Source organism: Brevundimonas sp. MEB006b (assembly GCF_030209705.1).
In the GTDB taxonomy this organism is placed as follows: Bacteria; Pseudomonadota; Alphaproteobacteria; order Caulobacterales; family Caulobacteraceae; genus Brevundimonas.
The window spans coordinates 28192-49256 of sequence record NZ_JARVRL010000003.1 but is presented as its reverse complement, the minus strand read 5'-3'; the positions used below and the strand labels follow the sequence as shown (position 1 = coordinate 49256).

Annotated in this window: 22 protein-coding genes; 14 read left to right on the top strand and 8 right to left on the bottom strand. The window is 65.6% G+C overall.

The window, feature by feature from the left end; all coding sequences use genetic code 11:
* The first annotated feature begins 3 nt into the window (after positions 1 to 3).
* Both trpS and QRN13_RS05085 read left to right on the top strand, forming a co-directional pair.
* Entirely contained in the window at positions 4 to 1059 is a 1056-nt protein-coding gene (gene trpS / locus QRN13_RS05090; RefSeq protein ID WP_284877077.1) for a tryptophan--tRNA ligase, read from the top strand.
* Positions 1059 to 1523, top strand: a complete 465-nt coding sequence (locus QRN13_RS05085) for an OsmC family protein (RefSeq protein ID WP_284877075.1) — start codon at positions 1059 to 1061, stop codon at positions 1521 to 1523. The genes trpS and QRN13_RS05085 overlap by 1 nt, the downstream gene beginning before the upstream one ends.
* A 4-nt stretch (positions 1524 to 1527) precedes the next feature.
* On the opposite strand, the gene QRN13_RS05080 is transcribed toward QRN13_RS05085, so the two are convergent.
* From QRN13_RS05080 to QRN13_RS05070, 3 genes are read right to left on the bottom strand one after another with little or no spacing between them, the layout of a single operon-like run.
* Positions 1528 to 2277: a dienelactone hydrolase family protein gene (locus QRN13_RS05080; RefSeq protein ID WP_284877073.1), complete on the bottom strand. Its 750-nt coding sequence runs from the start codon at positions 2275 to 2277 to the stop codon at positions 1528 to 1530.
* A 52-nt stretch (positions 2278 to 2329) separates the two neighbouring features.
* Entirely contained in the window at positions 2330 to 2968 is a 639-nt protein-coding gene (locus QRN13_RS05075; protein ID WP_284877072.1) for an alpha-ketoglutarate-dependent dioxygenase AlkB, read from the bottom strand.
* On the bottom strand, positions 2931 to 3299 hold the full coding sequence (locus QRN13_RS05070) for a hypothetical protein (RefSeq protein WP_284877071.1): 369 nt from the start codon (positions 3297 to 3299) through the stop codon (positions 2931 to 2933). The genes QRN13_RS05075 and QRN13_RS05070 overlap by 38 nt, the downstream gene beginning before the upstream one ends.
* A 257-nt stretch (positions 3300 to 3556) precedes the next feature.
* Between QRN13_RS05070 and dnaK the strand changes: the two genes are divergently transcribed.
* From dnaK to dapB, 3 genes are all read left to right on the top strand, one after another.
* Positions 3557 to 5497, top strand: a complete 1941-nt coding sequence (gene dnaK, locus QRN13_RS05065) for a molecular chaperone DnaK (RefSeq protein WP_255353582.1) — start codon at positions 3557 to 3559, stop codon at positions 5495 to 5497.
* A 175-nt stretch (positions 5498 to 5672) separates the two neighbouring features.
* The gene (dnaJ, locus tag QRN13_RS05060) at positions 5673 to 6875 is read left to right on the top strand and encodes a molecular chaperone DnaJ (RefSeq protein WP_284877070.1); all 1203 of its coding nucleotides are present in this window, start codon (positions 5673 to 5675) and stop codon (positions 6873 to 6875) included.
* Entirely contained in the window at positions 6872 to 7621 is a 750-nt protein-coding gene (gene dapB, locus QRN13_RS05055) for a 4-hydroxy-tetrahydrodipicolinate reductase (RefSeq protein WP_066553577.1), read from the top strand. The genes dnaJ and dapB overlap by 4 nt, the downstream gene beginning before the upstream one ends.
* A 68-nt stretch (positions 7622 to 7689) precedes the next feature.
* Here dapB and dnaQ read toward each other — a convergent pair whose 3' ends face one another.
* Genes dnaQ through QRN13_RS05030 form a run of 5 tightly spaced genes read right to left on the bottom strand, consistent with a single transcriptional unit; the run spans position 7690 to position 11355 of the window.
* The gene (gene dnaQ / locus QRN13_RS05050) at positions 7690 to 8412 is read right to left on the bottom strand and encodes a DNA polymerase III subunit epsilon (RefSeq protein WP_284877069.1); all 723 of its coding nucleotides are present in this window, start codon (positions 8410 to 8412) and stop codon (positions 7690 to 7692) included.
* Between the two features lie 24 nt (positions 8413 to 8436).
* Positions 8437 to 9069 (bottom strand): dephospho-CoA kinase, encoded by a 633-nt coding sequence (gene coaE, locus QRN13_RS05045; protein WP_284877068.1) that lies wholly within the window; start codon positions 9067 to 9069, stop codon positions 8437 to 8439.
* Entirely contained in the window at positions 9066 to 9896 is an 831-nt protein-coding gene (locus QRN13_RS05040; protein WP_284877067.1) for a shikimate dehydrogenase family protein, read from the bottom strand. The genes coaE and QRN13_RS05040 overlap by 4 nt, the downstream gene beginning before the upstream one ends.
* Positions 9893 to 10489, bottom strand: a complete 597-nt coding sequence (locus QRN13_RS05035) for a Maf family protein (protein WP_502868578.1) — start codon at positions 10487 to 10489, stop codon at positions 9893 to 9895. Before QRN13_RS05035 ends, QRN13_RS05040 begins: the two co-directional genes overlap by 4 nt.
* A complete protein-coding gene (locus QRN13_RS05030) occupies positions 10486 to 11355 on the bottom strand; it encodes a pyruvate, water dikinase regulatory protein (RefSeq protein ID WP_055809600.1) in 870 nt (289 codons plus the stop codon). The genes QRN13_RS05035 and QRN13_RS05030 overlap by 4 nt, the downstream gene beginning before the upstream one ends.
* 450 nt (positions 11356 to 11805) lie before the next feature.
* On the opposite strand from QRN13_RS05030, the gene hemE reads away from it, so the two are divergent.
* From hemE to QRN13_RS04985, 9 genes are all read left to right on the top strand, one after another.
* Positions 11806 to 12864: a uroporphyrinogen decarboxylase gene (gene hemE, locus QRN13_RS05025; RefSeq protein ID WP_284877066.1), complete on the top strand. Its 1059-nt coding sequence runs from the start codon at positions 11806 to 11808 to the stop codon at positions 12862 to 12864.
* Positions 12861 to 13922, top strand: a complete 1062-nt coding sequence (hemH, locus tag QRN13_RS05020) for a ferrochelatase (protein ID WP_284877065.1) — start codon at positions 12861 to 12863, stop codon at positions 13920 to 13922. The genes hemE and hemH overlap by 4 nt, the downstream gene beginning before the upstream one ends.
* Positions 13919 to 14386 carry a CopD family protein gene (locus tag QRN13_RS05015; RefSeq protein ID WP_271042187.1) on the top strand — a complete coding sequence of 156 codons (468 nt, stop codon included), beginning with the start codon at positions 13919 to 13921 and terminating at the stop codon, positions 14384 to 14386. Before hemH ends, QRN13_RS05015 begins: the two co-directional genes overlap by 4 nt.
* A gap of 207 nt (positions 14387 to 14593) precedes the next feature.
* Positions 14594 to 16027, top strand: a complete 1434-nt coding sequence (rho, locus tag QRN13_RS05010) for a transcription termination factor Rho (protein WP_055755074.1) — start codon at positions 14594 to 14596, stop codon at positions 16025 to 16027.
* A 40-nt stretch (positions 16028 to 16067) separates the two neighbouring features.
* Positions 16068 to 16292: a DUF6489 family protein gene (locus QRN13_RS05005; protein ID WP_017505399.1), complete on the top strand. Its 225-nt coding sequence runs from the start codon at positions 16068 to 16070 to the stop codon at positions 16290 to 16292.
* A 36-nt stretch (positions 16293 to 16328) separates the two neighbouring features.
* Positions 16329 to 17639, top strand: coding sequence for a tRNA uridine-5-carboxymethylaminomethyl(34) synthesis GTPase MnmE (gene mnmE / locus QRN13_RS05000; RefSeq protein WP_284877064.1), 1311 nt, complete (start codon positions 16329 to 16331; stop codon positions 17637 to 17639).
* Between the two features lie 102 nt (positions 17640 to 17741).
* The gene (gene mnmG / locus QRN13_RS04995; protein WP_284877063.1) at positions 17742 to 19622 is read left to right on the top strand and encodes a tRNA uridine-5-carboxymethylaminomethyl(34) synthesis enzyme MnmG; all 1881 of its coding nucleotides are present in this window, start codon (positions 17742 to 17744) and stop codon (positions 19620 to 19622) included.
* Positions 19622 to 20254, top strand: a complete 633-nt coding sequence (gene rsmG / locus QRN13_RS04990) for a 16S rRNA (guanine(527)-N(7))-methyltransferase RsmG (RefSeq protein ID WP_055755071.1) — start codon at positions 19622 to 19624, stop codon at positions 20252 to 20254. The genes mnmG and rsmG overlap by 1 nt, the downstream gene beginning before the upstream one ends.
* On the top strand, positions 20235 to 21053 hold the full coding sequence (locus QRN13_RS04985; protein ID WP_039246649.1) for a ParA family protein: 819 nt from the start codon (positions 20235 to 20237) through the stop codon (positions 21051 to 21053). The genes rsmG and QRN13_RS04985 overlap by 20 nt, the downstream gene beginning before the upstream one ends.
* Positions 21054 to 21065 lie beyond the last annotated feature (12 nt).

Genomic DNA, 21065 nt, shown 5'->3' with positions numbered 1-21065 from the left:
CCCATGACCGACCAGACCCCGGACGTTGCGACCCCCGTCCCGAACTATGACGGCCCACGCCGCATCCTGTCCGGCATCCAGGCCTCAGGCGCGCTGCACCTGGGCAACTACCTCGGCGCCCTGAAGCGGTTCGTGGAGCTGCAGGACCAGGGCGCGCCGGTCTATGTCTTCGTCGCCGACATGCACGCCATCACTGTGTGGCAGGATCCCGCCAAACTGACCGCCCAGACGCGCGAGATCGCCGCCGCCTATCTGGCTTCGGGCCTGGATCCGGCAAAGGCGATCATCTTCCCGCAGTCGGCCGTTCGCGCCCATGCGGAACTGGCCTGGATCTTCAACTGCGTCGCCCGCCTCGGCTGGCTCGATCGGATGACCCAGTTCAAGGAGAAGTCGGGCAAGCACAAGGAACGCTCCTCGGTCGGCCTCTACACCTATCCCGTCCTCCAGGCGGCCGACATCCTGCTGTACAAAGCCACCGAAGTGCCGGTCGGCGAAGACCAGAAGCAGCATCTGGAGCTGACCCGCGACATCGCCGCCAAGTTCAACAACGACTTCGGCGTTCCCGGCTTCTTCCCCGTGCCTGAGCCGATCATCCAGGGACCGGCGACCCGCGTCATGTCCCTGCGTGACGGAGCGGCCAAGATGTCCAAGTCGGACCCGTCCGACAACAGCCGCATCAACCTGACCGACGACGCCGACACGATCGCCTCCAAGATCAAGAAGGCCAAGACCGATCCCGAGCCGTTGCCGGAAACCCTGGACGGCCTGAACGAACGGCCCGAGGCCAAGAATCTGGTCGCCATCTATGCGGCGCTGGCGGGCCTGACCCGCGAACAGGTGATCGCACAGTTCGGCGGCCAGGGCTTCGGCGCCTTCAAGCCGGCGCTGGCGGACCTGGCGGTGTCGTCGCTGGCGCCCGTGACGGCCGAGATGCGCCGCCTGATGGAAGATCCGGCCGAGATCGACCGCGTGCTGAAGGCCGGCGCCGAACGCGCCGCCGAGGTCGCCGATCCCGTGGTGGACGAAGTCAAGAAGATCGTCGGCTTCTGGAGGGCGTAATGGGCGTCTATGAAGCCAAGGTCGTCTGGAACCGGGGCGACCAGCCCTTCCTGGACAAGGGCTACAGCCGCGCCCATTCGTGGAGCTTCGACGGCGGAGCGGTGGTGCCGGGGTCGTCGGCGCCCTCCAGCGTGCCCGTGCCGATGTCCGATCCGGCCGGCGTCGATCCGGAAGAGGCGATGATCGCCTCTCTGTCCAGCTGTCACATGCTGTGGTTCCTGGCCTTCGCCGCCAACGCCGGCCTGGTGGTCGACACCTATGTCGACGAAGCGTCGGGCAAGATGGGTAAGGACGAGAACGGCAAGCGCTACCTCGCCGAGGTGACGCTGCGCCCCTTCACCAGCTTCACCGGCCGCGAACCCGGTCAGGCCGAGATCGACGCCCTGCATCATCAGGCGCACGACCATTGCGAAATGGCCCATTCCGTCCGCGCGACCATCACGGTCGAGGCGACGATCGGCTGACGGCTCAGGCGTGCGGTGCGGCGTCGGTCAGGAAGGCGCCAAACCGGCGCAGGGCCTCGACTGTTAGTTCCGGATCGTGGCGCATCGGACCGTTGTTGGTGGGTTCGTCGAAGGCGTGAGTGCCCCCGGCGATCCAGCTTTCGACCTCGGAGCCGCAGTTGCGGATCATGGCGTTGACCTGTTCGGCGTTGCGCACAGTGGTCAGGTGGTCGCGCTTGCAGGTGACGGCCAGAACGCGCGGGCAATGCCGCCAGGGCTTCAGCCGGTTGAAGGCGAACGGGCCGATGTAGGGATAGGCCAGCCACACCGCCTTGACGCCGGACAGGTCGGCCTCGGCGGGATCGATCACGCCAAAGGCGCCGGGCGTCGGCGCGCCGCTCATCATCTCCATGATCGACCAGCCGCCGTGGCTCCAGCCGGCCAGGGCCAGCTTTGTCGCATCGACATCGGGGCGTGCCGAAACGCCCTGGATCGCCGCCAGGACGTCGCCCACCCGCTCATAGCCCCGGAACGACAGGCCCGTGCAGACCGCCGCCAGGGTGAAGGCCCGACCCCAGCCGCGCGGGCCGTAGGAATCGATGATGAAGGCGCGCCAGCCCGCCGCCTTGGCGACCTCGGCATAGCGGGGCAGGTGATCGCGCAGACCCCCGCAGCCGTGGAACATCAGCACGGCAGGACGGGGCCGATCGTCGTCCGGACCTACGACGGTGATGTAGGGCTCCAGCCGGGCCCAACGGCGCTTCAGATCATCCATGGCCGACATACGCCGCAGCCGGACGGCGAAAGCCAGTCCAAAAATCCGATGCTCAACCGGCGCAGCGCAGCGTCAGGTTCAGCCGGCCGCCGCCGGGGATCAGGCGCGACGATCCGGCCAGCACGCGGTCGACGCCGTGGCGGGCCAGGCGGGCGGGTCCGGTCAGGGCGCAGACGTCGCCGCTGTCCAGTCTCAACGTCGTGGTGCGTCCGCCCTCCGCCGCGCCGATGCGGAACGTCGCCGTGTCTCCCAGGGATACCGACAGGACGGGCGCGCCGAGGTCGGCCTCGTCCTTGTCCTGGTGCAGGCCCATCTTCGCCGCATCGCGATACAGATTGACCAGACAGGCGTCCGGCGGCGTGGGCCAGCCGACCGTGGCGTCCCACAGGTCAAGCAGCATAGTCGGGATCGCGGGCCAGGGTCGCACGGTCTCCGGATGGATCGACTGATAGCGATAGCCGCCCCGGTCGGAGACCCATCCCAGCGGCCCGAAGTTGCTCATTTGAACCGAGAAGGGCCGACCGCCCGGCGTGGTCGGCCGATAGAGGGGCGCATCTTCCAGCCGGGCGAACACCTCGCTGACCAGATCAGCCTGCGCCGCGGCATCGAGCGCCCCCGGCCAGAGCCGGAAGCCCTCAACGGCGGTCTTCACCTCAACGGGTGTAGGTGTATTCGCTGACCTCACAAACATTGATGCGCGACCGCGTCAGCTCCTGACCGTTGGTGAACTCGGCCTTGAAGTCATAGATGCAGGCGCCCGAGCCGTCATCGATGTTGATGCGCACATCCTGCCCGCTTTCCAGAACGTCCGAGCCCAGGATGTCCTCTTCCCAGTCGTCGCTGCGTGAATCCGACGCGTAGAAGCGCAACATGGTCCAGCCGGTGCGGTTCTTGATGGTGACGTGCCGATCATAGCCGTCGCGCGACTGGATGGCCGGCGCCCCAGCAGGCGACGCGGCGGCGGCCGAAGAGCCGATCAGAACGGCGGCGGCGACAGCGGCCTTGAGCATGATCTTGATCATTGTTTCCTCTCCCTTCCTTCATCGCGGTCCCCAGAGCGCGATGGGAAATCTTATGCCCGACGATCGCTGCCTCCGCATCTTCGAATTTCAACGTTCTTCGAAAGCGTTGAATCGCATAACGCCCTTGCGGGCCGGGGGGATTTTCCCATATCGGGGCCAGCTTCGGAGAAACCCCGCGAAACTTGGGGCTATCCAGCCTGATCCACGCCAACCCAACCGGGGGCGGTCACGCGCGGCGCTTCGTCGAAGGCCGCCGCATCGCCCGCCGAACCAGAGAGACTGAAGAACACATGGCCAAGATTATCGGCATCGACCTGGGCACCACCAACTCGTGCGTCGCCGTCATGGACGGCAAGACGCCGAAGGTGATCGAAAACGCCGAGGGCAACCGCACGACCCCGTCGGTCGTGGCGATCCAGGACGGCGCGGAAGTGCTGGTGGGTCAACCCGCCAAGCGCCAGGCCGTCACCAACCCGTCCAACACCTTCTTCGCGATCAAGCGCCTGATCGGCCGCAACTTCGATGATCCCGTCGTCGCCAAGGACAAGGGCATGGTGCCCTATGAGATCGTTAAGGGCCCGAACGGCGACGCCTGGGTGCGCGCCTTCGGCAAGGACTATTCCCCGCAGCAGATTTCGGCCTTCACCCTGACCAAGATGAAGGAAGCGGCCGAGGCCTATCTGGGTGATAAGGTCACCCAGGCCGTGATCACGGTGCCGGCCTATTTCAACGACAGCCAGCGTCAGGCGACCAAGGACGCCGGCAAGATCGCCGGCCTGGAAGTGCTGCGCATCATCAACGAGCCGACCGCGGCGGCCCTGGCCTATGGTCTGGAAAAGAACGACGGCCAGAAGATCGCCGTCTATGACCTGGGCGGCGGCACCTTCGACGTCTCGATCCTGGAGATCGGCGACGGCGTGTTCGAGGTGAAGTCGACCAACGGCGACACCTTCCTTGGCGGCGAGGACTTCGACCTGCGTCTGGTCGACTACCTGGCCGACGAGTTCAAGAAGGAGCAGTCGGTCGACCTGCGCCAGGACAAGCTGGCCCTGCAGCGCCTGAAGGAAGAGGCCGAAAAGGCCAAGAAGGAGCTGTCGACCACGACCCAGTACGAGGTCAACCTGCCGTTCATCACCATGAACGCCTCGGGTCCGCTGCACCTGAACATCAAGCTGACGCGCGCCAAGCTGGAAAGCCTGGTCGAGGACCTGGTCCAACGCACGATCGAGCCGTGCAAGAAGGCCCTGGCCGATGCCGGCCTGAAGGCTTCGGACATCGACGAAGTGGTTCTGGTCGGCGGCATGACCCGCATGCCCAAGGTCGTGGAAGCCGTGAAGGCCTTCTTCGGCAAGGAACCGCACAAAGGCGTGAACCCTGACGAAGTCGTGGCCCTGGGCGCCGCCGTTCAGGCCGGCGTTCTGCAAGGCGACGTCAAGGACGTGCTGCTGCTGGACGTGACGCCGCTGACCCTGGGCATCGAAACCCTGGGCGGCGTGTTCACGCCCCTGATCGAGCGCAACACGACGATCCCGACCAAGAAGAGCCAGACCTTCTCGACCGCCGACGACAACCAGTCGGCCGTGACGATCCGGGTCTTCCAGGGCGAGCGTCCGATGGCGTCGGACAACAAGATGCTGGGTCAGTTCGACCTGATGGGCATTCCGCCGGCGCCGCGCGGCATGCCGCAGATCGAGGTCGCCTTCGACATCGACGCCAACGGCATCGTCAACGTCTCGGCCAAGGACAAGGCGACCAACAAGGAGCAGTCAATCCGCATCCAGGCGAACGGCGGCCTGTCGGACGCCGACATCGACAAGATGGTCAAGGAAGCCGAGGCCAACGCCGCCACCGACAAGGCCAAGAAGGATCTGGTCGAGGCGCAGAACGCCGCCGACAGCCTGATCCACTCGACCGAAAAGGCCCTGGCCGAGCACGGTGACAAGGTCGGCGCGGACGAGAAGACGGCCATCGAAACCGGCCTGGCCGAGCTGAAGACGGCGCGCGAAGGCACCGACCCGGAAGACATCCGCGCCAAGACCAACACCCTGGTCCAGGCCTCGATGAAGCTGGGTGAAGCCATGTACGCCCAGCAGCAGGGCGACGCCGCCGCCGAAGGCCAGCCGGCCGACGATGGCGTGGTCGACGCCGAGTTCGAGGAAGTGTCGGACACGGACGGCGACGACAAGAAGAGCGCCTGATCCGTCACAGGTCGCTGAAATGATACGGCCCCGCTTGTCTTGCGATAGGCGGGGCCTTTTCATGAAACTTGCATCATTGGTCCCGGACCCCATGTCAGCCGGGACATCGATTTCGACCAACGCTCGATAAGAGGCGAGGCGAAAGCGAACGGGGAAGTATGAGGACGAACGCCCGATGGCGCGTGATTATTACGAAGTTCTGGGTGTCGAACGCACGATCGACGCCCCCGGCCTGAAAGCCGCCTACCGCAAGCTGGCCATGATCCACCACCCGGACCGCAATGGCGGCTCGGAAGAGTCGATGGCAAAGTTCAAGGAGCTGTCCGAGGCCTATACGGTGCTGTCGGACGACAACAAGCGCGCGGCCTATGATCGTTACGGCCATGCGGGCGTGAACGGCGGGGGGGGCGGCAATCCCTTCGGCCAGGGCGGCCAGGGCTTCTCGGACATCAACGACATCTTCTCCCAGGTCTTTGGCGACGCGTTCGGCGACGCCTTCGGTGGACGCCAAGGCCGGGGCCAGCAGGGCGGACCGCGCCGGGGCTCGGACCTGCGCTACGATCTGGAGATCACCCTGGAGCAGGCCTACAAGGGCGAGGACGTCGAGATCGACATCCCCTCGACCATGACCTGCGACACCTGCGAGGGGTCGGGCGCCAAGCCGGGCACCAAGCCCGTCGCCTGCACCACCTGCCAGGGCGCCGGTCGCGTGCGTCAGGCCAACGGCTTCTTCCAGGTCGAGCGCACCTGCCCCCGCTGCCACGGCCAGGGTCAGATGATCGCCGATCCCTGCACCACCTGCCACGGGCACGGCCAGGTGCGTAAAACCCGCACCCTGAACCTGAAAATCCCCGCCGGTGTGGACGACGGTTCGCGCATCCGTCTGTCGGGCGAGGGCGATGCGGGCCAGCGCGGCGGACCGCGCGGCGATCTGTACGTCTTCATCTCGGTCACGCCGCACGACCTGTTCGAGCGCGACAACCTGGACCTGCTGGTCACCGTGCCCGTGCCGATGACGGTGGCGGCCCTGGGCGGCGAGATCGACGCCCCTTGCCTGGTCTCAACGGCCTGCGACGGCAAGTGCAAGGCCTCCGTCGCCGTGCCGGCCGGCGCCCAGACCGGCAAGACCGTGCGCATCAAGGGCAAGGGCATGCCCCATCTGAACGGCCGCAACCGGGGCGATCTGGTGGTCGAACTGTTCGTCGAGACGCCCACCGATCTGACCGCGCGCCAGCGTGAGTTGCTGGAAGAGCTTGCCCTGTCGTTCGGGGAGGGGCAGAACCCCAGGAATTCCAGCTTTGCCGGAAAGGCGAAGCGTTTTTGGGCCGACATCCTGGGCAGTCAGGACGCGGACGGGTCGAAAGAGAACGCGGTTTGAGCGCAATCTTCCACGCCGGCATTTCCGGCTATCGCGGCCGGATGGGGCGTGCGGTCTCTCAGGTTCTGGACGCCCGCGAAGACGTGGTGGTCGCCGCCCGCTTCGATTGGGGCGAAACCGCCGACCTGTCGCTGTGCGACGTGATCATCGACTTCTCCACCCCGGCCGCCTCGGTGGCCCTGGCCCAGAGTGCGGCCGAGCGCGGTGGCCCGGCCTTGGTGATCGGTTCGACCGGCTTCACGGACGAGCAGGAGGCCGACCTGATGAAGGCCGCCGAGAAGGTCGCCATCGTCAAGAGCGGCAACTTTTCCCTGGGCGTGAACATCCTGATCGGCCTTGTCCAGCACGCGGCCCAACGTCTGGACGCCCAGGATTGGGACATCGAGATCACCGAGGCCCACCACCGCCGGAAAGTGGATTCACCGTCGGGCACGGCCCTGATGCTGGGCGAAGCCGCCGCCGAGGGCCGGTTCGCGGATCTGGATGACCTGCGCTCCAAACCCTATGACGGGGTCCAGGGCGAGCGCGAGAGCGGCAAGATCGGTTTCTCCTCTATCCGCGCCGGCGGCATCATCGGCGAGCACACGGTGCTGTTCGCATCGGAAGACGAGGTGCTGACCCTCAGTCATTCGGCGATCGATCGGTCGCTGTTCGCAAAGGGCGCTGTCGCCGCCGCCGCCTGGGTGCGGACGCGAGGGCCCGGTCTCTATGACATGCAGGACGTGCTGGGCTTCCGGCAGGCTTAAGCCTGGGGCGCTGCGCGCCGCGCTATGTTCGCGACGCGGTCGCTCACGACTTGGGCGCTAAAAAGAGACTAAGCCGCGTCTTCCTGCGCCGGCAGGCCGTAGGCGTCCCAAAGTGATCGGTCCTTCAGCGCCTTGGCGAGGAAGGCGACGTGGGCGGCCTGTTCCTCGGGCGTGGAGCGCGGCGCCAGAGGGCGGGGGCGCTGGCCGTAGGCGGCGGTTTCGATGACGCCGCCGGGACCACGGCCGACCGGCGTGGACGACAGGTCCAGCACCCGCTCCTTGCCGCCACGAAGCTCCAGATAGACCTCGGCCAGCAGACGGGCGTCGATCAGAGCGCCGTGCAGCGTCCGCTCGACCAGCGACACCTTGTAGCGTTTGCACAGGGCGTCCAGCGAGTTGGGCATGCCCGGAAACCGCGTCTGGGCCAGCTTCAGCGTATCGATCCAGCGCGCCTCGCCGGTGATCGGCCGGCCGCACCGCGCATATTCGAAGTCGATGAAGTTGCGGTCGAAGGCGGCGTTGTGGGCGATCATCTGCGCATCGCCGATGAATTCGATCAGGTCGTCGGCGATCTCGGCGAACTTGGGCGCATCCTTGACCTTCTCGTCGGTGATGCCGTGAACCCGGATGGCGTCGGGCGGGATCAGCCGCTCGGGATTGACGAACCGATGGAAGGTCCGCCCCGTCGGCAGCAGGTCCTGGATCTCGATACAGCCGACCTCGATCAGCCGGTCGCCCGTCTTGGGGTCGAAGCCGGTGGTTTCCGTATCCAGAACGATCTCGCGCGCCATTTGCTCTTAATGGCGGCATTCGCCTCAGCGCGAAAGGCTCGCCGCGCCTCGCCGGGGAGATATCCACGACGGGGCCAGAACGGCGCGCACGATCGCTTCGACCTCGGCCCGAGCGGCCTCCAAACCCCGGCCGGTGTCGATGATGAAATCGGCGCGCGCCCGCTTTTCGGCGTCCGGCATCTGGCGCGCCAGGATGGCGTCGAACCGTTCGCGGGTCATGCCGGGGCGGGCCAGCACACGCTCCGCCTGGATCGCCGGATCGGCGGTGACCACCACCACGGCGTCGACGGCACTGTCTCCACCCGTCTCGAACAGCAGGGGGATGTCCAGAACCGCCAGTTTACTACCCGCCGAGCGCGCTGCCTCCAGATCCGCCGCGCGCCCCTGGGCGACCAGGGGGTGGACGATGGCTTCCAGACGATGGAACGCGGTGTCGTCTTTCCCAAGCGCCTCAGCCAGACGCGTGCGATCGACCGCGCCGTCCACGACGACGCCGGGAAAGGCTTCGCCCACAGGACCGACCGCCTCACCGCCGCGCGCGTAGAGGCGGTGGACCGCGTCGTCGGCGTTCCAGACGACGGCCCCCAAATCGGCGAACATGGCCGTCGTCGTCGACTTGCCCATGCCGATGGAGCCGGTGAGACCGAGCAGGATCATGCCGTCTCGCCCAGATGCGTCATCAACAGGGCGCGAAGATCGAGAGGCGGCGGCGGGCGGCGGAACAGGGCTTCGAACGACGGCGCCGCCTGGCCGATCAACATGGCCAATCCATCCACTGTCCGCAGGCCGCGTTCGCGCGCCGCCGTCAGGAAGGGCGTAGCCAACGGCTTGTAGGTCATGTCCATCACCACCGTGCCGGGCGCGATCCGGTCGAAGTCGATGCTGGGCGGGACGCTGAGCGCATTGATGACCAGGGCTGCGCCGTCGAAAGCGTCGTCGGCCGCCACGACCCGAACCGACGACCCTAAATCGGCGGCCAGGGCCTGGGCGCGTTCGGGCGAGCGGTTGACGATGCGAACCTCGGCGCCGGCCTCGACCAAGGCGCCGGACCCGGCGCGGGCTGCGCCGCCGGCGCCCAGCATCACCACCGGCCGCCCGGCCACGTCCAGGTCCGGCGCCTGTTCCTTCAGGCCGCGCATCAGGCCGATCCCGTCGGAACTGTCGGCCAGGACCAGCCCGTTTTCGAACTGCAAGATATTGGCCGAGGACGTCAGCCGCGCCGCCGCCGTCGCCTGATCCGCCAGGGCGAAGGCCTGTTCCTTGAACGGCGCGGTGACGTTCAGACCCATAATCAGACCGGCGCGCCCCGCCGCGACCAGGGCCTCGAAACCGGCTGCATCGGCAGGGGCGAAGGGGACATAAGCGCCGTCGACCCCGCCGGCCGTCAGCCAGGCGTTGTGGATGACCGGGCTAAGCGAATGGACGACCGGATTTCCGACGATCCCGGCGACCATGGCCGCCCCGGTTATGCGGTGCGTGCTCATGCCGCGATCACCCCCGCCCGACGCAGCTCTTTCATTACCGGCCAGAGTGGCAGGCCCAGCACCGTGAAATAGTCGCCGTCCACCGCCTCGAACAGTTGCGAGCCCAGCCCCTCAAGCCGGTAGGAACCGACGCATGACAGCAGGGCCTCTCCCTCGGCCGCCAGATAGGCATCGAGGAAGGCGTCGGAGAAGTCGCGCATCCGCATCTGAACCGTATCGACACCGGACCAGACGATCTGGCCCTTGGTCGCCAACGCTGCGCCGGAATGCAGCTGGTGCGACTTGCCACGCATAGCTTTCAGCCGTTCGCGCGCCGCGTCCAGAGACCTGGCCTTGGAGACCAGGCCGCCGTCAAAGGCCAGGGTCTGATCCGAGCCCAGCACCCAGGCGGTCTCGTCATCACGCGAAACGGCCAAGGCCTTGGCTTCCGCGAGACGAACGGCGAGGGCGGCGGCGTCCAGGTCGCTCGACACGGCCTTGATGGCGTCCTCGTCCACGTCGGCGACGCGCACCTCGAAGGCGACGCCGGCGTTTTCCAGCATGGCGCGGCGAGCCGCGCTTTTGGACGCCAGGATGAGAGTTTCAGATTTCACCAGGTCGTCCCGATCTTGTGGTTGCGATGCTCGCTCAGCAGATTGGTGATCGCCGCCGCCGTCTCTTCCACCGAACGGCGGGTCACGTCGATGGTGGGCCAGCCGCGCCGCTCGAAGGCCCGGCGCGCCTTGATCGTTTCGTCGCGCACGGCGTCCTGATCGGTGTAGTTCGACGACTGGCTGGCGTTCAGATTGTCGATGCGGTTGCGGCGGATCTGAACCAGCCGATCCGGCGATACGGTCAGGCCGATCACCAAGGGGTTCTTCAGCTTGGTCAGCCGCTCGCCGTCTTCCTGGCCCGGCACAAGAGGCACGTTGGCCGCCCGGATGCCTCGGTGGGCCAGATAGATGCAGGTGGGGGTCTTGGATGTCCGGCTGACCCCGCACAGAACGACGTCGGCGCCCTCCAGCTGATCCAGCGAGCCCTGGCCGTCATCATAGGCCATGGCGAAGTCCAGCGCCGCGATCCGGTTGAAATAGTCGTGGTCCAGCGCGTGTTGGGCGCCGACGCGGGTGGACAGGGCCGCGCCGAGATAGCGCGACATGGCGCCGACCAAGGGATCCAGCGCGCCGATCTGGGGCATGTCCAGGCGACGGCAGCCTTCTTCCAGCTGCTCGCGCAGATCGCGGTCGACCAGGGTGTGGAGAACGACGCCGGGCGCGGACTCCACCTCCTGCAGCACCCGCTCCATCTGCTTTGCAGACCTCACCAGGGAATAGATGTGCTCGATCGGAATGACGCCGTCGAAGCGTGCGGTCACCGCCTTGGCCATGGCGTTCAAGGTCTCGCCGGTGGAGTCCGACACCAGGTGAACGTGGAAATAGGTGGCCAGACGGGCCGGTCCCGAGGGTCTCGCAGGGCTCATGAGACTGTCTGTCTCCCTGTTGAAAGTTGGGGGACGGCGTTGGACCGTCGGGGCGCCGTTTTTCTTAGCCGCTGATCGATCCGCCCGCGAGCGGGGATGATGGTGGATCGCGTTGGTCGTCCGCCGCCGGATCATCCCAAGGCGAAAAACCGAATTTCCAACCGCTGTGGAAAATCCTAATGAAAGGTTAACGACGCTTAACCGCGTTCACAGCCGCAAGTCCCCGCAAACCCTTGCCCGTTAAGGTTTCGTTAGGGATTGTCCACCGGCGGGATTGGCCGTTTCGACATCCCCGTTAACGACACGCCAGGCGTGGATATCCGCTTTTGTTCCGCCGCCGCCGATCGAGTCATCCCCGCCATTCCACCGCCCTACCTGCCACTTCGAATCTTTTAATTCTTAATCTGATTAGGGATTGAGAGCGGGGGGCTGTGACCTTAATCCTCCGGGATGACCGATCAGACCCAGAATGCCGATCCGACACCCTTGGTGCTCCGGGCTCTCCGCGGGGAGACGTTGGAGCGTCCGCCGGTGTGGTTCATGCGCCAGGCCGGTCGGTATCTGCCGGAATATCGCAAGCTGAGGGCCGAGGCGCCCGACTTCATCGCCTTCTGTCTGAACCCCGAAATGGCCGCCGAGGCGACGCTTCAGCCCATGCGCCGGTTCGGCTTCGATGCGGCGATCGTCTTCGCCGACATCCTGCTGATCCCGCGCGCCTTGGGCCAGGACGTCTGGTTCGAGACGGGGGAAGGGCCCCGCCTGGGCGAAATGCCGATCCCGGGTCGGATGGCCGAGCTCGCCCCGGCGGCGGGCGAGCATCTGTCGGCGGTAGGTGAGACCCTGTCGATCGTGCGCGCGGCCCTGGAGCCGGAACGGGCCCTGATCGGCTTCGCCGGCGCGCCCTGGACCGTGGCGACCTATATGCTGGACGGCCAGGCGCGCAGCATCGGCAAGGGCGAGCGCGCCCAGGCCCGCACCTATGCCTATGCTGATCCCGAGCGCGTCGATGAGACGCTGGAGGTTCTGGTCGAGGCCACCGCCCGATATCTGAAGATGCAGGCGGACGCCGGAGCCCAGGTTCTGAAGATCTTCGAGAGCTGGGCCGAGGGCTTGCCGGACGACCTGTTCGAAAGACTGGTCCTGAAGCCCCACCAGGCGCTGGTGAAGCGCACGCGGGAGCTGGGGGTCACTGTACCCCTCATCGGCTTCCCACGGGGCTCTGCGGCGCTCGCAGAGCGGTATGCCGAGGCGGTCGAGGTCGATGCCGTCGCCCTGGACACCGCTTGCCCGCTCGAGGTCGGCAAACGGGTGCAGCAGATCAAGCCTATCCAGGGGGCGCTCGACCCGCTGTTGCTGCGCGCCGGCGGGGATCTGCTGGACCGACGTGTCGATCAGCTGATGGAAGCCTGGGGGCAGGGGCCCTGGCTGTTCAACCTCGGCCACGGCATCCTGCCGGACGTGCCGATCGACCATGTCGAACAGGTTTTGAGACGGATCGGCGCCCAATGAGCGATGCGACCCCCGGCCGCCGCATTGCGGTGGTGCTGTTCAATCTGGGCGGGCCGGACGATCAGGCTTCGGTCAAGCCGTTCCTGTTCAACCTGTTCAACGACCCAGCCATCATCGGCCTTCCGGGGATCTTCCGCACGCCTCTGGCCAAACTAATCTCCAGCCGGCGCGAAACCAGCGCCCAGGCCAACTACGCCCTGATGGGCGGGGGATCGCCGCTGCTGCCCGAAACCCGTCGTCAGGCCGAGGCTTTGCAGGCGGTGGTTGGCGCGCGGCTCGATGGCGATGAGGTCAAGGTCTTCATCGCCATGCGCTACTGGCATCCGTTGACCGAGGAGACGGCGGCAGAGGTCGCCGCCTTCGGACCCGACGAGGTCATCCTGCTGCCGCTCTATCCGCAGTTTTCGACCACGACGACGGAATCCTCGCTGAAGGCTTGGAACGCCGCCTATACCGGCCCGGGCGTCAGCCGCGCCGTCTGCTGCTATCCGGCCGCGACAGGCTGGGTTGAGGCCCAGGCCCAGGCGATCGGCGAGAAGCTGGACGAGGCAGTGGGTCAGCCGGTGCGGGTGCTGTTCTCCGCCCACGGCATCCCCGAGAAGCTGGTGACCGGCAAGGGCGATCCCTATCAGGAGCAGATCGAGACGACGGTCGCCGCCGTCGTCGCTGCCATCGAGGCGCAGCGCGGGGAGATCGACCACGCCATCTGCTACCAAAGCCGGGTCGGGCCGATGAAATGGCTGGGCCCGTCAACGCCTGAAGCCATTGAAACCGCAGCCAAAGATGGCGTTGGGGTCGTCGTCACGCCTATCGCCTTTGTCTCGGAGCATATCGAGACCTTGGTCGAGCTGGATATTGAATATGGCGAACTGGCCCACGAAAAAGGGGCCAGTCCCTATTTGCGGGCGCCGGCGGTCGGGATTGAGCCACGGTTCATTGACGCCTTAGCTGACGCGGCAGTGGGCGCGTTATCCCACGCGGGCGTCGCGCCGTTCGGCCAGGGGTGCAAGGCGGACTGGAAGGCCTGTCCGCATCGCAAGGGAGGGCAGGCGGCATGAACCCCTATGATCTCGCACGCGGGCTGCACATTCTGGCGGTGATCGCCTGGATGGCGGGTCTTCTGTTCCTGCCTCGGCTCTACGCCTATGACGCCGAGCAGAACGCCAAGCCCGAACCGCTGAAAAGCGAAATGCAGACCCTGTTGCGCCTGTGGCAGACGCGGCTGCTGCGCATCATTCTGAACCCGGCGATGATCCTGGCCTGGGTGTTCGGTCTGTGGCTCATCCACATCGACGTCTCGGCGCGCGGCGCCGCCTTCCTGGGCGAGCCGTGGATGGTCGCCAAGCTGGCTGGTGTCGTCCTGCTCAGCGGCTGGCACGGCTTCCTGGCGGCCCAAAGGAAGAAGATCGCGGCCGGCACGTCGAAATATTCCGGCAAGTTCTGGCGCATGACGAATGAGGTTCCGTTCGTCCTGGCCATCATCATGGTGCTGTCGGTGACGACGGAGTGGACGTTCCGATAAGCGGCTCCGCTTGACCTCGTCCGCCGCCTGTGGTTCCGCTGGCGGCGAACCGTTCGGCGTCTCGCGTCGGCGGTCCCTCTCTTTCGTGACGCCTGCAGGCCTTGGAGCCAGCGGGAGCCCGTCGCACCTCCCTTCGGCCTTCCGGCCAGACATTTTCAGAGACCCGCGCCGCAGCCGTCTGGCCGTGTGCGCCCGCGAGCCTGCATCATGACCGACGTCCGCGACACCAATCCCGACACCCCCGAGAACGAAGGCGTGGAGGTTGAAGCCCCCACCCATCACGGCGCTGCGCATGAAGCGGGCGAGGCGGCGGGCGCCGATTCTGGCGTGGACACGACGGCAGACGACGAAGAGGACGGCGAGCCCGTCGTCGCCAACGGCCGCATCACGCTCGCCGAACTGAATGAGAAGACCCCGGCTGACCTGGTCGCTTTCGCCGAACAGTTGGAGGTCGAGAACGCCTCGAACCTGCGCAAACAGGATCTGCTGTTCGCCATCCTGAAGGCCCTCGCCGACGAAGAAGTCGAGATCATCGCGGACGGCGTGCTGGAAATCCTGCCGGACGGGTTCGGCTTCCTGCGCAGCTCGGACGCCAACTATCTGCCGGGGCCGGACGACGTCTATGTCTCGCCGTCGCAGATTCGTCGCTTCGGCCTGCGCTCGGGCGACACCGTCCACGGCGCCGTGCGGGCGCCGCGCGAGGGCGAGCGTTACTTCGCCCTGCTCAAGGTCGACACGATCAATCTGGAAGACCCAGAGGCGGTCAAGACCAAGGTCCTGTTCGACAACCTGACGCCGCTCTATCCCGAAGAGCGTCTGCACATGGAAATTCAGGATCCGACGCTGAAGGATCGCTCGGGTCGGGTCATCGATATCGTCGCGCCGCTCGGCAAGGGCCAACGCTGCCTGATCGTGGCGCCGCCGCGCGTCGGTAAGACGGTGATGTTGCAGAACATCGCCAAGTCGATCGAACGGAACCACCCGGAGGTCTTCCTGATCGTCCTGTTGATCGACGAACGCCCCGAAGAAGTGACGGACATGCAGCGCACGGTGAAGGGCGAGGTTGTCGCCTCGACCTTCGACGAGCCCGCCACCCGCCACGTCGCCGTCGCCGAAATGGTGATCGAAAAGGCCAAGCGTTTGGTCGAACACAAAAAGGATGTGGTGATCCTGCTGGACTCCATCACGCGTCTGGGCCGGGCCTACAACGCCACCGTCCCCTCGTCGGGCAAGGTGCTGACCGGCGGCGTCGACGCCAACGCTCTGCAACGGCCCAAGCGCTTCTTCGGCGCCGCGCGTAACGTGGAGCAGGGCGGTTCGCTTACCATCATCGCCACGGCCTTGATCGACACGGGCAGCCGCATGGACGAGGTCATCTTCGAAGAGTTCAAGGGCACCGGCAACTCGGAAATCGTGCTGGACCGCAAGGTCGCAGACAAGCGCATCTTCCCCGCCATCGACGTGCTGAAGTCTGGCACCCGCAAGGAGGACCTGATCACGCCGAAGGATCAGTTGGCCAAGACTTATGTCCTGCGCCGCATCCTGAATCCAATGGGTCCGCAGGACGCGATCGAGTTCCTGCTCGACAAGCTGCGTCAGTCCAAGAACAACTCGGACTTCTTCCAGTCGATGAACACGTAATCCGTCTTCGGACGTTTCACGTGAAACAGGAGGCCATGCGATGAAGGTCAATGTGGAAGTCGATTGCACGCCGGCGGAGGCGCGGGCCTTTCTCGGTCTGCCGGACGTGACGCCGCTGAACGACGCAATGGTCGCGGAGATGCAGAAGCGGATGGAGGCCAATGTCGCCGCCATGCAGCCCGAGGAACTTATGAAGACCTGGACCAGCTTCGGCCTCCAGGCCCAGGACCAGTTCCGACGTCTGATGGAAGCGGCGGTAAAATGAGCATCCGCCCACTCCGGAGCCGCTCGGTCTGAGTTGATGATCGACACCATCTTCGCCTTGGCGACGCCGCCCGGCCGAGGCGCCATTGCGGTTTTCCGTCTGTCGGGCCCCGGCGTCGAGGCCGCGTTGACGGCGCTGGGCGCAACCCGCTTGAAGCCGCGCATGGCGTCGGTGCGTGACCTCAGCCATGCCGGCGATCACATCGATCAGGCGCTGGTGCTGCGTTTCGTGGCGCCAAACAGCTACACGGGTGAGGACACCGCCGAACTGCATCTGCATGGCGGTCGCGCGGTCGTGGAGGCCGCCAGCCGGGCCTTGATTGCACTGGGCTTGCGCCCGGCAGACCCCGGCGAATTCACACGGCGCGCGTTCCAGAACGGCCGCATGGATCTGGCGCAAGCCGAGGCGGTCGCCGATCTGATAGACGCGGAGACCAGCGCCCAGGCCAAACAGGCCTTGGGTCAGTTGGACGGCAAGCTCAGCGAGACCTATGCCGGTTTCCGCCGTGACCTTCTTCACGCCCTGGCTCTGGTAGAGGCCGAGATCGATTTTCCGGACGAAGAGGTGCCGGACAATTTGGCCCGCACGGCGGGGCCGGTGCTGAATCGGCTTGGCGGCGACCTGCGACGCGCGGTTGATACGGGGCGGCGTGGCGAACGGGTGAGGGACGGTTATCGCATCGTCCTGATCGGTGAGACAAACGCCGGTAAGTCGTCGCTGTTCAATGCGTTGGTTGCGCGTGAGGCGGCCATCGTGACGCCGATCGCCGGCACCACACGGGATGTGTTGGATGCCGATCTGGTAATCGGCGGCTATGCTGTGACCTTGTCGGATACGGCCGGCCTGAGAGACAGCGATGACCCGGTCGAGGCCGAGGGCGTTCGTCGCGCCCGGGTGCGCGCTGAACAAGCCGACCTGCGGCTCTGGGTCCGCGCGCCGGGTGATCCGGACGGGGTGGCTGCGAACTACGTCAAGGATGGCGATCTGATCGTGGCGACCAAGTCCGACCTTGGCGCTTGGTCAGGAGGGGCAGATGGTCTTGAGACTTTAGCGGTCAGCACCGCGACCGGTGAAGGCCTGATCGAGCTTCGGGACTGGATTGCTTCCCGTCTTGCGAGAGATCTTTCCGGCGCCGACTTCCCTGCCGTGACGCAAGAGCGCCATCGGCTGCGTTTGCTTGAGGCGCTGGAAAGCGTTGATGCGGCGCGGGCGGCGCTCGATGTTGCGCCTGAAATGGCTGGCGACGATCTGAGACGGGCTGCCGACGCCTTGGCGCGCGTCACAGGTGCGATCGGTGTCGAGGAAATTCTGGGCGAAGTCTTTTCGACTTTTTGCATCGGAAAGTAGGTCTAGCCATACCGCTGTTTCACGTGAAACGGAGGGGCATCGTAGTCTGACGAGCTTGGCCTGCCTCTGGCGATGACACCCGTTTTGCCCTATGTGGCGGCGATGATTTCTCACCCTGATCTCGTATTCGACGTCGTCGTCATCGGCGGCGGCCACGCCGGCTGTGAAGCGGCGGCGGCCTCCGCGCGGGCGGGCGCCCGCACCGTCTTGCTCACCCAGAAGTTGGAGACGATCGGCGAGATGTCGTGCAATCCGGCTATCGGGGGGCTGGGGAAGGGGCATCTCGTTCGCGAGATCGATGCCATGGACGGCGTGATGGGCCGGCTGGCCGATGTGTCAGGCATCCAATTCCGCCTCCTAAACCGATCCAAGGGCGCCGCCGTTCGGGGTCCGCGCAGCCAGATCGACCGCAGGCTCTATCGCGAAGCCATGCAGGCCGAACTTCACGGCACGCCCAATCTGACCCTGATGGCGGGGACGGCCGAGCGACTTATCCTTGAAGGTGACCGTGTGGTCGGCGTCGTGACCGGCGGCGGAGAGACGGTTCGCGCTGGGGCGGTCGTCCTGACGACCGGCACCTTCCTGAACGGCGTCATCCATCGCGGCGATGAACGCATCCCGGCGGGGCGGCATGGTGAGGAGCCCTCGACCGGTCTGGCCGCCGATCTTCATGCGGCCGACCTGATGATGGGGCGTTTGAAGACGGGCACGCCCGCACGCCTGGACGGGCGGACCATTGACTGGGATCGTCTGGAAATGCAGCAGGCGGATGAGGCGCCGTCGGCCTTTTCCTTCCTGACTGACCGTATAGACGTGCCCCAGATCGCCTGTGGCGTGACGCACACGACAGAGGAGACCCATCGGATCATCGCAGAGAATCTCGGCGAGAGCGCCGTCTATGGCGGCAAGCTGTCGGGCCGGGGGCCGCGCTATTGTCCGTCGATCGAGGACAAGGTCGTTCGGTTCACCGACAAGACGAGCCATCAGATTTTCCTGGAGCCGGAAGGGCTGGACGATCCCACGGTCTATCCAAATGGGATTTCGACCTCGGTATCGGAGCCGACGCAGTTCGCCTTCCTGCGAACTATCCCGGGATTGGAAGCGGTCGAGGTGTTTCGATACGGCTACGCCATCGAATACGACTATGTCGACCCTCGCGAGCTGACGGCGGCGCTGGAGGTGAAGAAGCGTCCCGGACTGTATTTGGCCGGACAGATCAACGGGACGACCGGTTATGAGGAGGCCGCGGCGCAGGGGCTGATGGCGGGGCTGAACGCCGCGCGTTCAGCGGCCGGCCAGGAGCCGGTGATCCTGGGGCGTGATCAGGCCTATATCGGCGTCATGATCGACGATCTGGTGACACGCGGTGTCACCGAACCGTACCGGATGTTCACCAGCCGGGCGGAATATCGGCTCACGCTGCGAGCGGATAACGCTGACCTTCGGCTCACACCCATTGCGACCACACTCGGCATTGTTGGCGATAAGCGGCGTATTCGGTTTGGAGCCAAGGCCTTGGCGCTTGCGGCAGCGAGTGCTGTTTCACGTGAAACACTGTTCACCCCCAACCAAGCCAGCGCACTCGGCATATCTGTAAATGCTGATGGTCGTCGACGGTCGATGCGCGAACTGTTGGCCTTCCCCGATGTGACTTTGGATCAATTCCTCTCGGCAGTGCCCGTCATTGCCGATTGGACCACTGAAGTCCGCGAGCAGGTCCAGATCGACGCGGCCTATGCCAACTATTTGGATCGCCAATCGCAGGATGCGGACGCTCTGAAGGTGGAGGAGGGGCTGATGCTTCCGACCGATCTCGACTACGGCGCCGTCGGCGGTCTGTCGAACGAGGTGAAGGAGAAGTTGGCTCGCGTGCAACCTCGGACCCTGGGCCAGGCTGGCCGGATCGAGGGCATGACGCCCGGCGCTTTGACGGCGCTGCTGGCCTATGTGAAGCGCGCGCCCAAGGCGTCGGTCGCGGCCTGATGTTGGAGGCTGAACAAGAGGCGTTCCGTGCACGCGCCAATGCGTCAGCGGAACAGATCGCCGACCTTGAAGCCTTTCGTCTGCGGTTGGTCGAGGCCAATGCGGTGATGAATCTAGTCGGCCCGGACAGTCTGCCAGACTTCTGGAACCGCCATGTCTGGGACAGTGCGCAACTGCTTGATCTGGCGCCGGACGCGAAGACCTGGGCGGATCTGGGGGCAGGGGCCGGCTTTCCCGGGCTAGTGCTTTCCACCATGCTGAAGGGGCGGGATGGGGCCCATGTCTGGCTGATCGATAGCCTGGCCAAGCGCTGCCGATTCCTTCAGGAGGTTGTGAATGCATTGTCCTTGCCGGCGACGGTCATCGTCGGTCGGGCTGAGGCGCAGACTGTGACGTGTGACATCGTCACCGCCCGAGCCGTCGCGCCAATGGAGAAACTGTTAGGTTATGCACAGCCCTACTTCCAAAGGGGTGCACAAGGTCTGTTCCTGAAGGGGGAGCGTGCCGAATCCGAGTTGATCGAAGCGCGCAAATCCTGGCATTTCGAGGCTGAACTGGCCCCGTCGCAAAGCGACGTGCGCGGCCGCATCGTGACAATCCGGAGCCTCCGCCGTGCCCGCTCAACGCGCTAGAAAGCCCGCCCGCGTCCTCGCCGTGTCCAACCAGAAAGGCGGGGTGGGCAAGACGACGACAGCCATCAACCTCGGCACCGCCCTGGCCGCCATTGGGGAGCGCGTACTGATCGTGGATATGGACCCACAGGGCAATGCCTCGACGGGCCTGGGTGTTCCACGTGAAACACGGCGGGTGACCATCTATGATGTCGTCGTTGATCAGCGCTCAATCGCGGATGCTTCAGTGCAAACGACGGTGCCGGGTTTGTGGATCGTCCCGGCAGACGCGGACATGTCGGGCGTTGAGATCGAACTGAGCCAAGCGGATCGCCGGTCCTATCGGCTGCGTGATGCTCTTCGCGCGCACGACGACGGCCCTACCGCGTATGACTACGTCCTGATCGACTGCCCGCCGTCGTTGAACCTGCTGACGCTGAATGCGATGGCCGCTGCGGACGCGGTGCTGGTGCCGCTGCAATGCGAGTTCTTCGCCTTGGAAGGCCTGAGCCAGCTGATGCGCACCATCGACATGGTCAAGCACAGCCTCAACCCGTCGCTGGAAATCCAGGGCCTAGTCCTGACGATGTTCGATCGTCGTAGCGCCCTGTCGGGCCAGGTGGCCAACGACGTGCGCGCTCACTTCGGCGACAAGGTCTATGAGAGCGTGATCCCGCGTAATGTCCGCGTCGCCGAGGCGCCGTCCTTCGGCAAGCCCGCGCTGATCTATGACCTGAAGTGCGCGGGCAGCCAGGCCTATCTGCGGCTAGCCAAGGAAGTAGTGAAGCGCGAACGCCAGCGCCTGAAGCTGGCCGCCTGAGTTTTAATAGAA

What these genes read in the sequence shown, in the direction of transcription:
- coaE (WP_284877068.1), bottom strand. Translation starts at nt 9,069, where the DNA reads ATGATCCTGCTCGGTCTCACCGGCTCCATCGGCATGGGCAAGTCGACG.
- rho (WP_055755074.1), top strand. Translation starts at nt 14,594, where the DNA reads ATGACCGACGTCCGCGACACCAATCCCGACACCCCCGAGAACGAAGGC.
- rsmG (WP_055755071.1), top strand. Translation starts at nt 19,622, where the DNA reads ATGTTGGAGGCTGAACAAGAGGCGTTCCGTGCACGCGCCAATGCGTCA.
- mnmE (WP_284877064.1), top strand. Translation starts at nt 16,329, where the DNA reads ATGATCGACACCATCTTCGCCTTGGCGACGCCGCCCGGCCGAGGCGCC.
- dnaJ (WP_284877070.1), top strand. Translation starts at nt 5,673, where the DNA reads ATGGCGCGTGATTATTACGAAGTTCTGGGTGTCGAACGCACGATCGAC.
- QRN13_RS05015 (WP_271042187.1), top strand. Translation starts at nt 13,919, where the DNA reads ATGAACCCCTATGATCTCGCACGCGGGCTGCACATTCTGGCGGTGATC.
- QRN13_RS05030 (WP_055809600.1), bottom strand. Translation starts at nt 11,355, where the DNA reads ATGAGCCCTGCGAGACCCTCGGGACCGGCCCGTCTGGCCACCTATTTC.
- QRN13_RS05005 (WP_017505399.1), top strand. Translation starts at nt 16,068, where the DNA reads ATGAAGGTCAATGTGGAAGTCGATTGCACGCCGGCGGAGGCGCGGGCC.
- dnaQ (WP_284877069.1), bottom strand. Translation starts at nt 8,412, where the DNA reads ATGGCGCGCGAGATCGTTCTGGATACGGAAACCACCGGCTTCGACCCC.
- hemH (WP_284877065.1), top strand. Translation starts at nt 12,861, where the DNA reads ATGAGCGATGCGACCCCCGGCCGCCGCATTGCGGTGGTGCTGTTCAAT.
- mnmG (WP_284877063.1), top strand. Translation starts at nt 17,742, where the DNA reads ATGATTTCTCACCCTGATCTCGTATTCGACGTCGTCGTCATCGGCGGC.
- QRN13_RS05070 (WP_284877071.1), bottom strand. Translation starts at nt 3,299, where the DNA reads ATGATCAAGATCATGCTCAAGGCCGCTGTCGCCGCCGCCGTTCTGATC.
- hemE (WP_284877066.1), top strand. Translation starts at nt 11,806, where the DNA reads ATGACCGATCAGACCCAGAATGCCGATCCGACACCCTTGGTGCTCCGG.
- QRN13_RS05080 (WP_284877073.1), bottom strand. Translation starts at nt 2,277, where the DNA reads ATGGATGATCTGAAGCGCCGTTGGGCCCGGCTGGAGCCCTACATCACC.
- QRN13_RS05085 (WP_284877075.1), top strand. Translation starts at nt 1,059, where the DNA reads ATGGGCGTCTATGAAGCCAAGGTCGTCTGGAACCGGGGCGACCAGCCC.
- QRN13_RS05075 (WP_284877072.1), bottom strand. Translation starts at nt 2,968, where the DNA reads ATGTTTGTGAGGTCAGCGAATACACCTACACCCGTTGAGGTGAAGACC.
- trpS (WP_284877077.1), top strand. Translation starts at nt 4, where the DNA reads ATGACCGACCAGACCCCGGACGTTGCGACCCCCGTCCCGAACTATGAC.
- QRN13_RS05040 (WP_284877067.1), bottom strand. Translation starts at nt 9,896, where the DNA reads ATGAGCACGCACCGCATAACCGGGGCGGCCATGGTCGCCGGGATCGTC.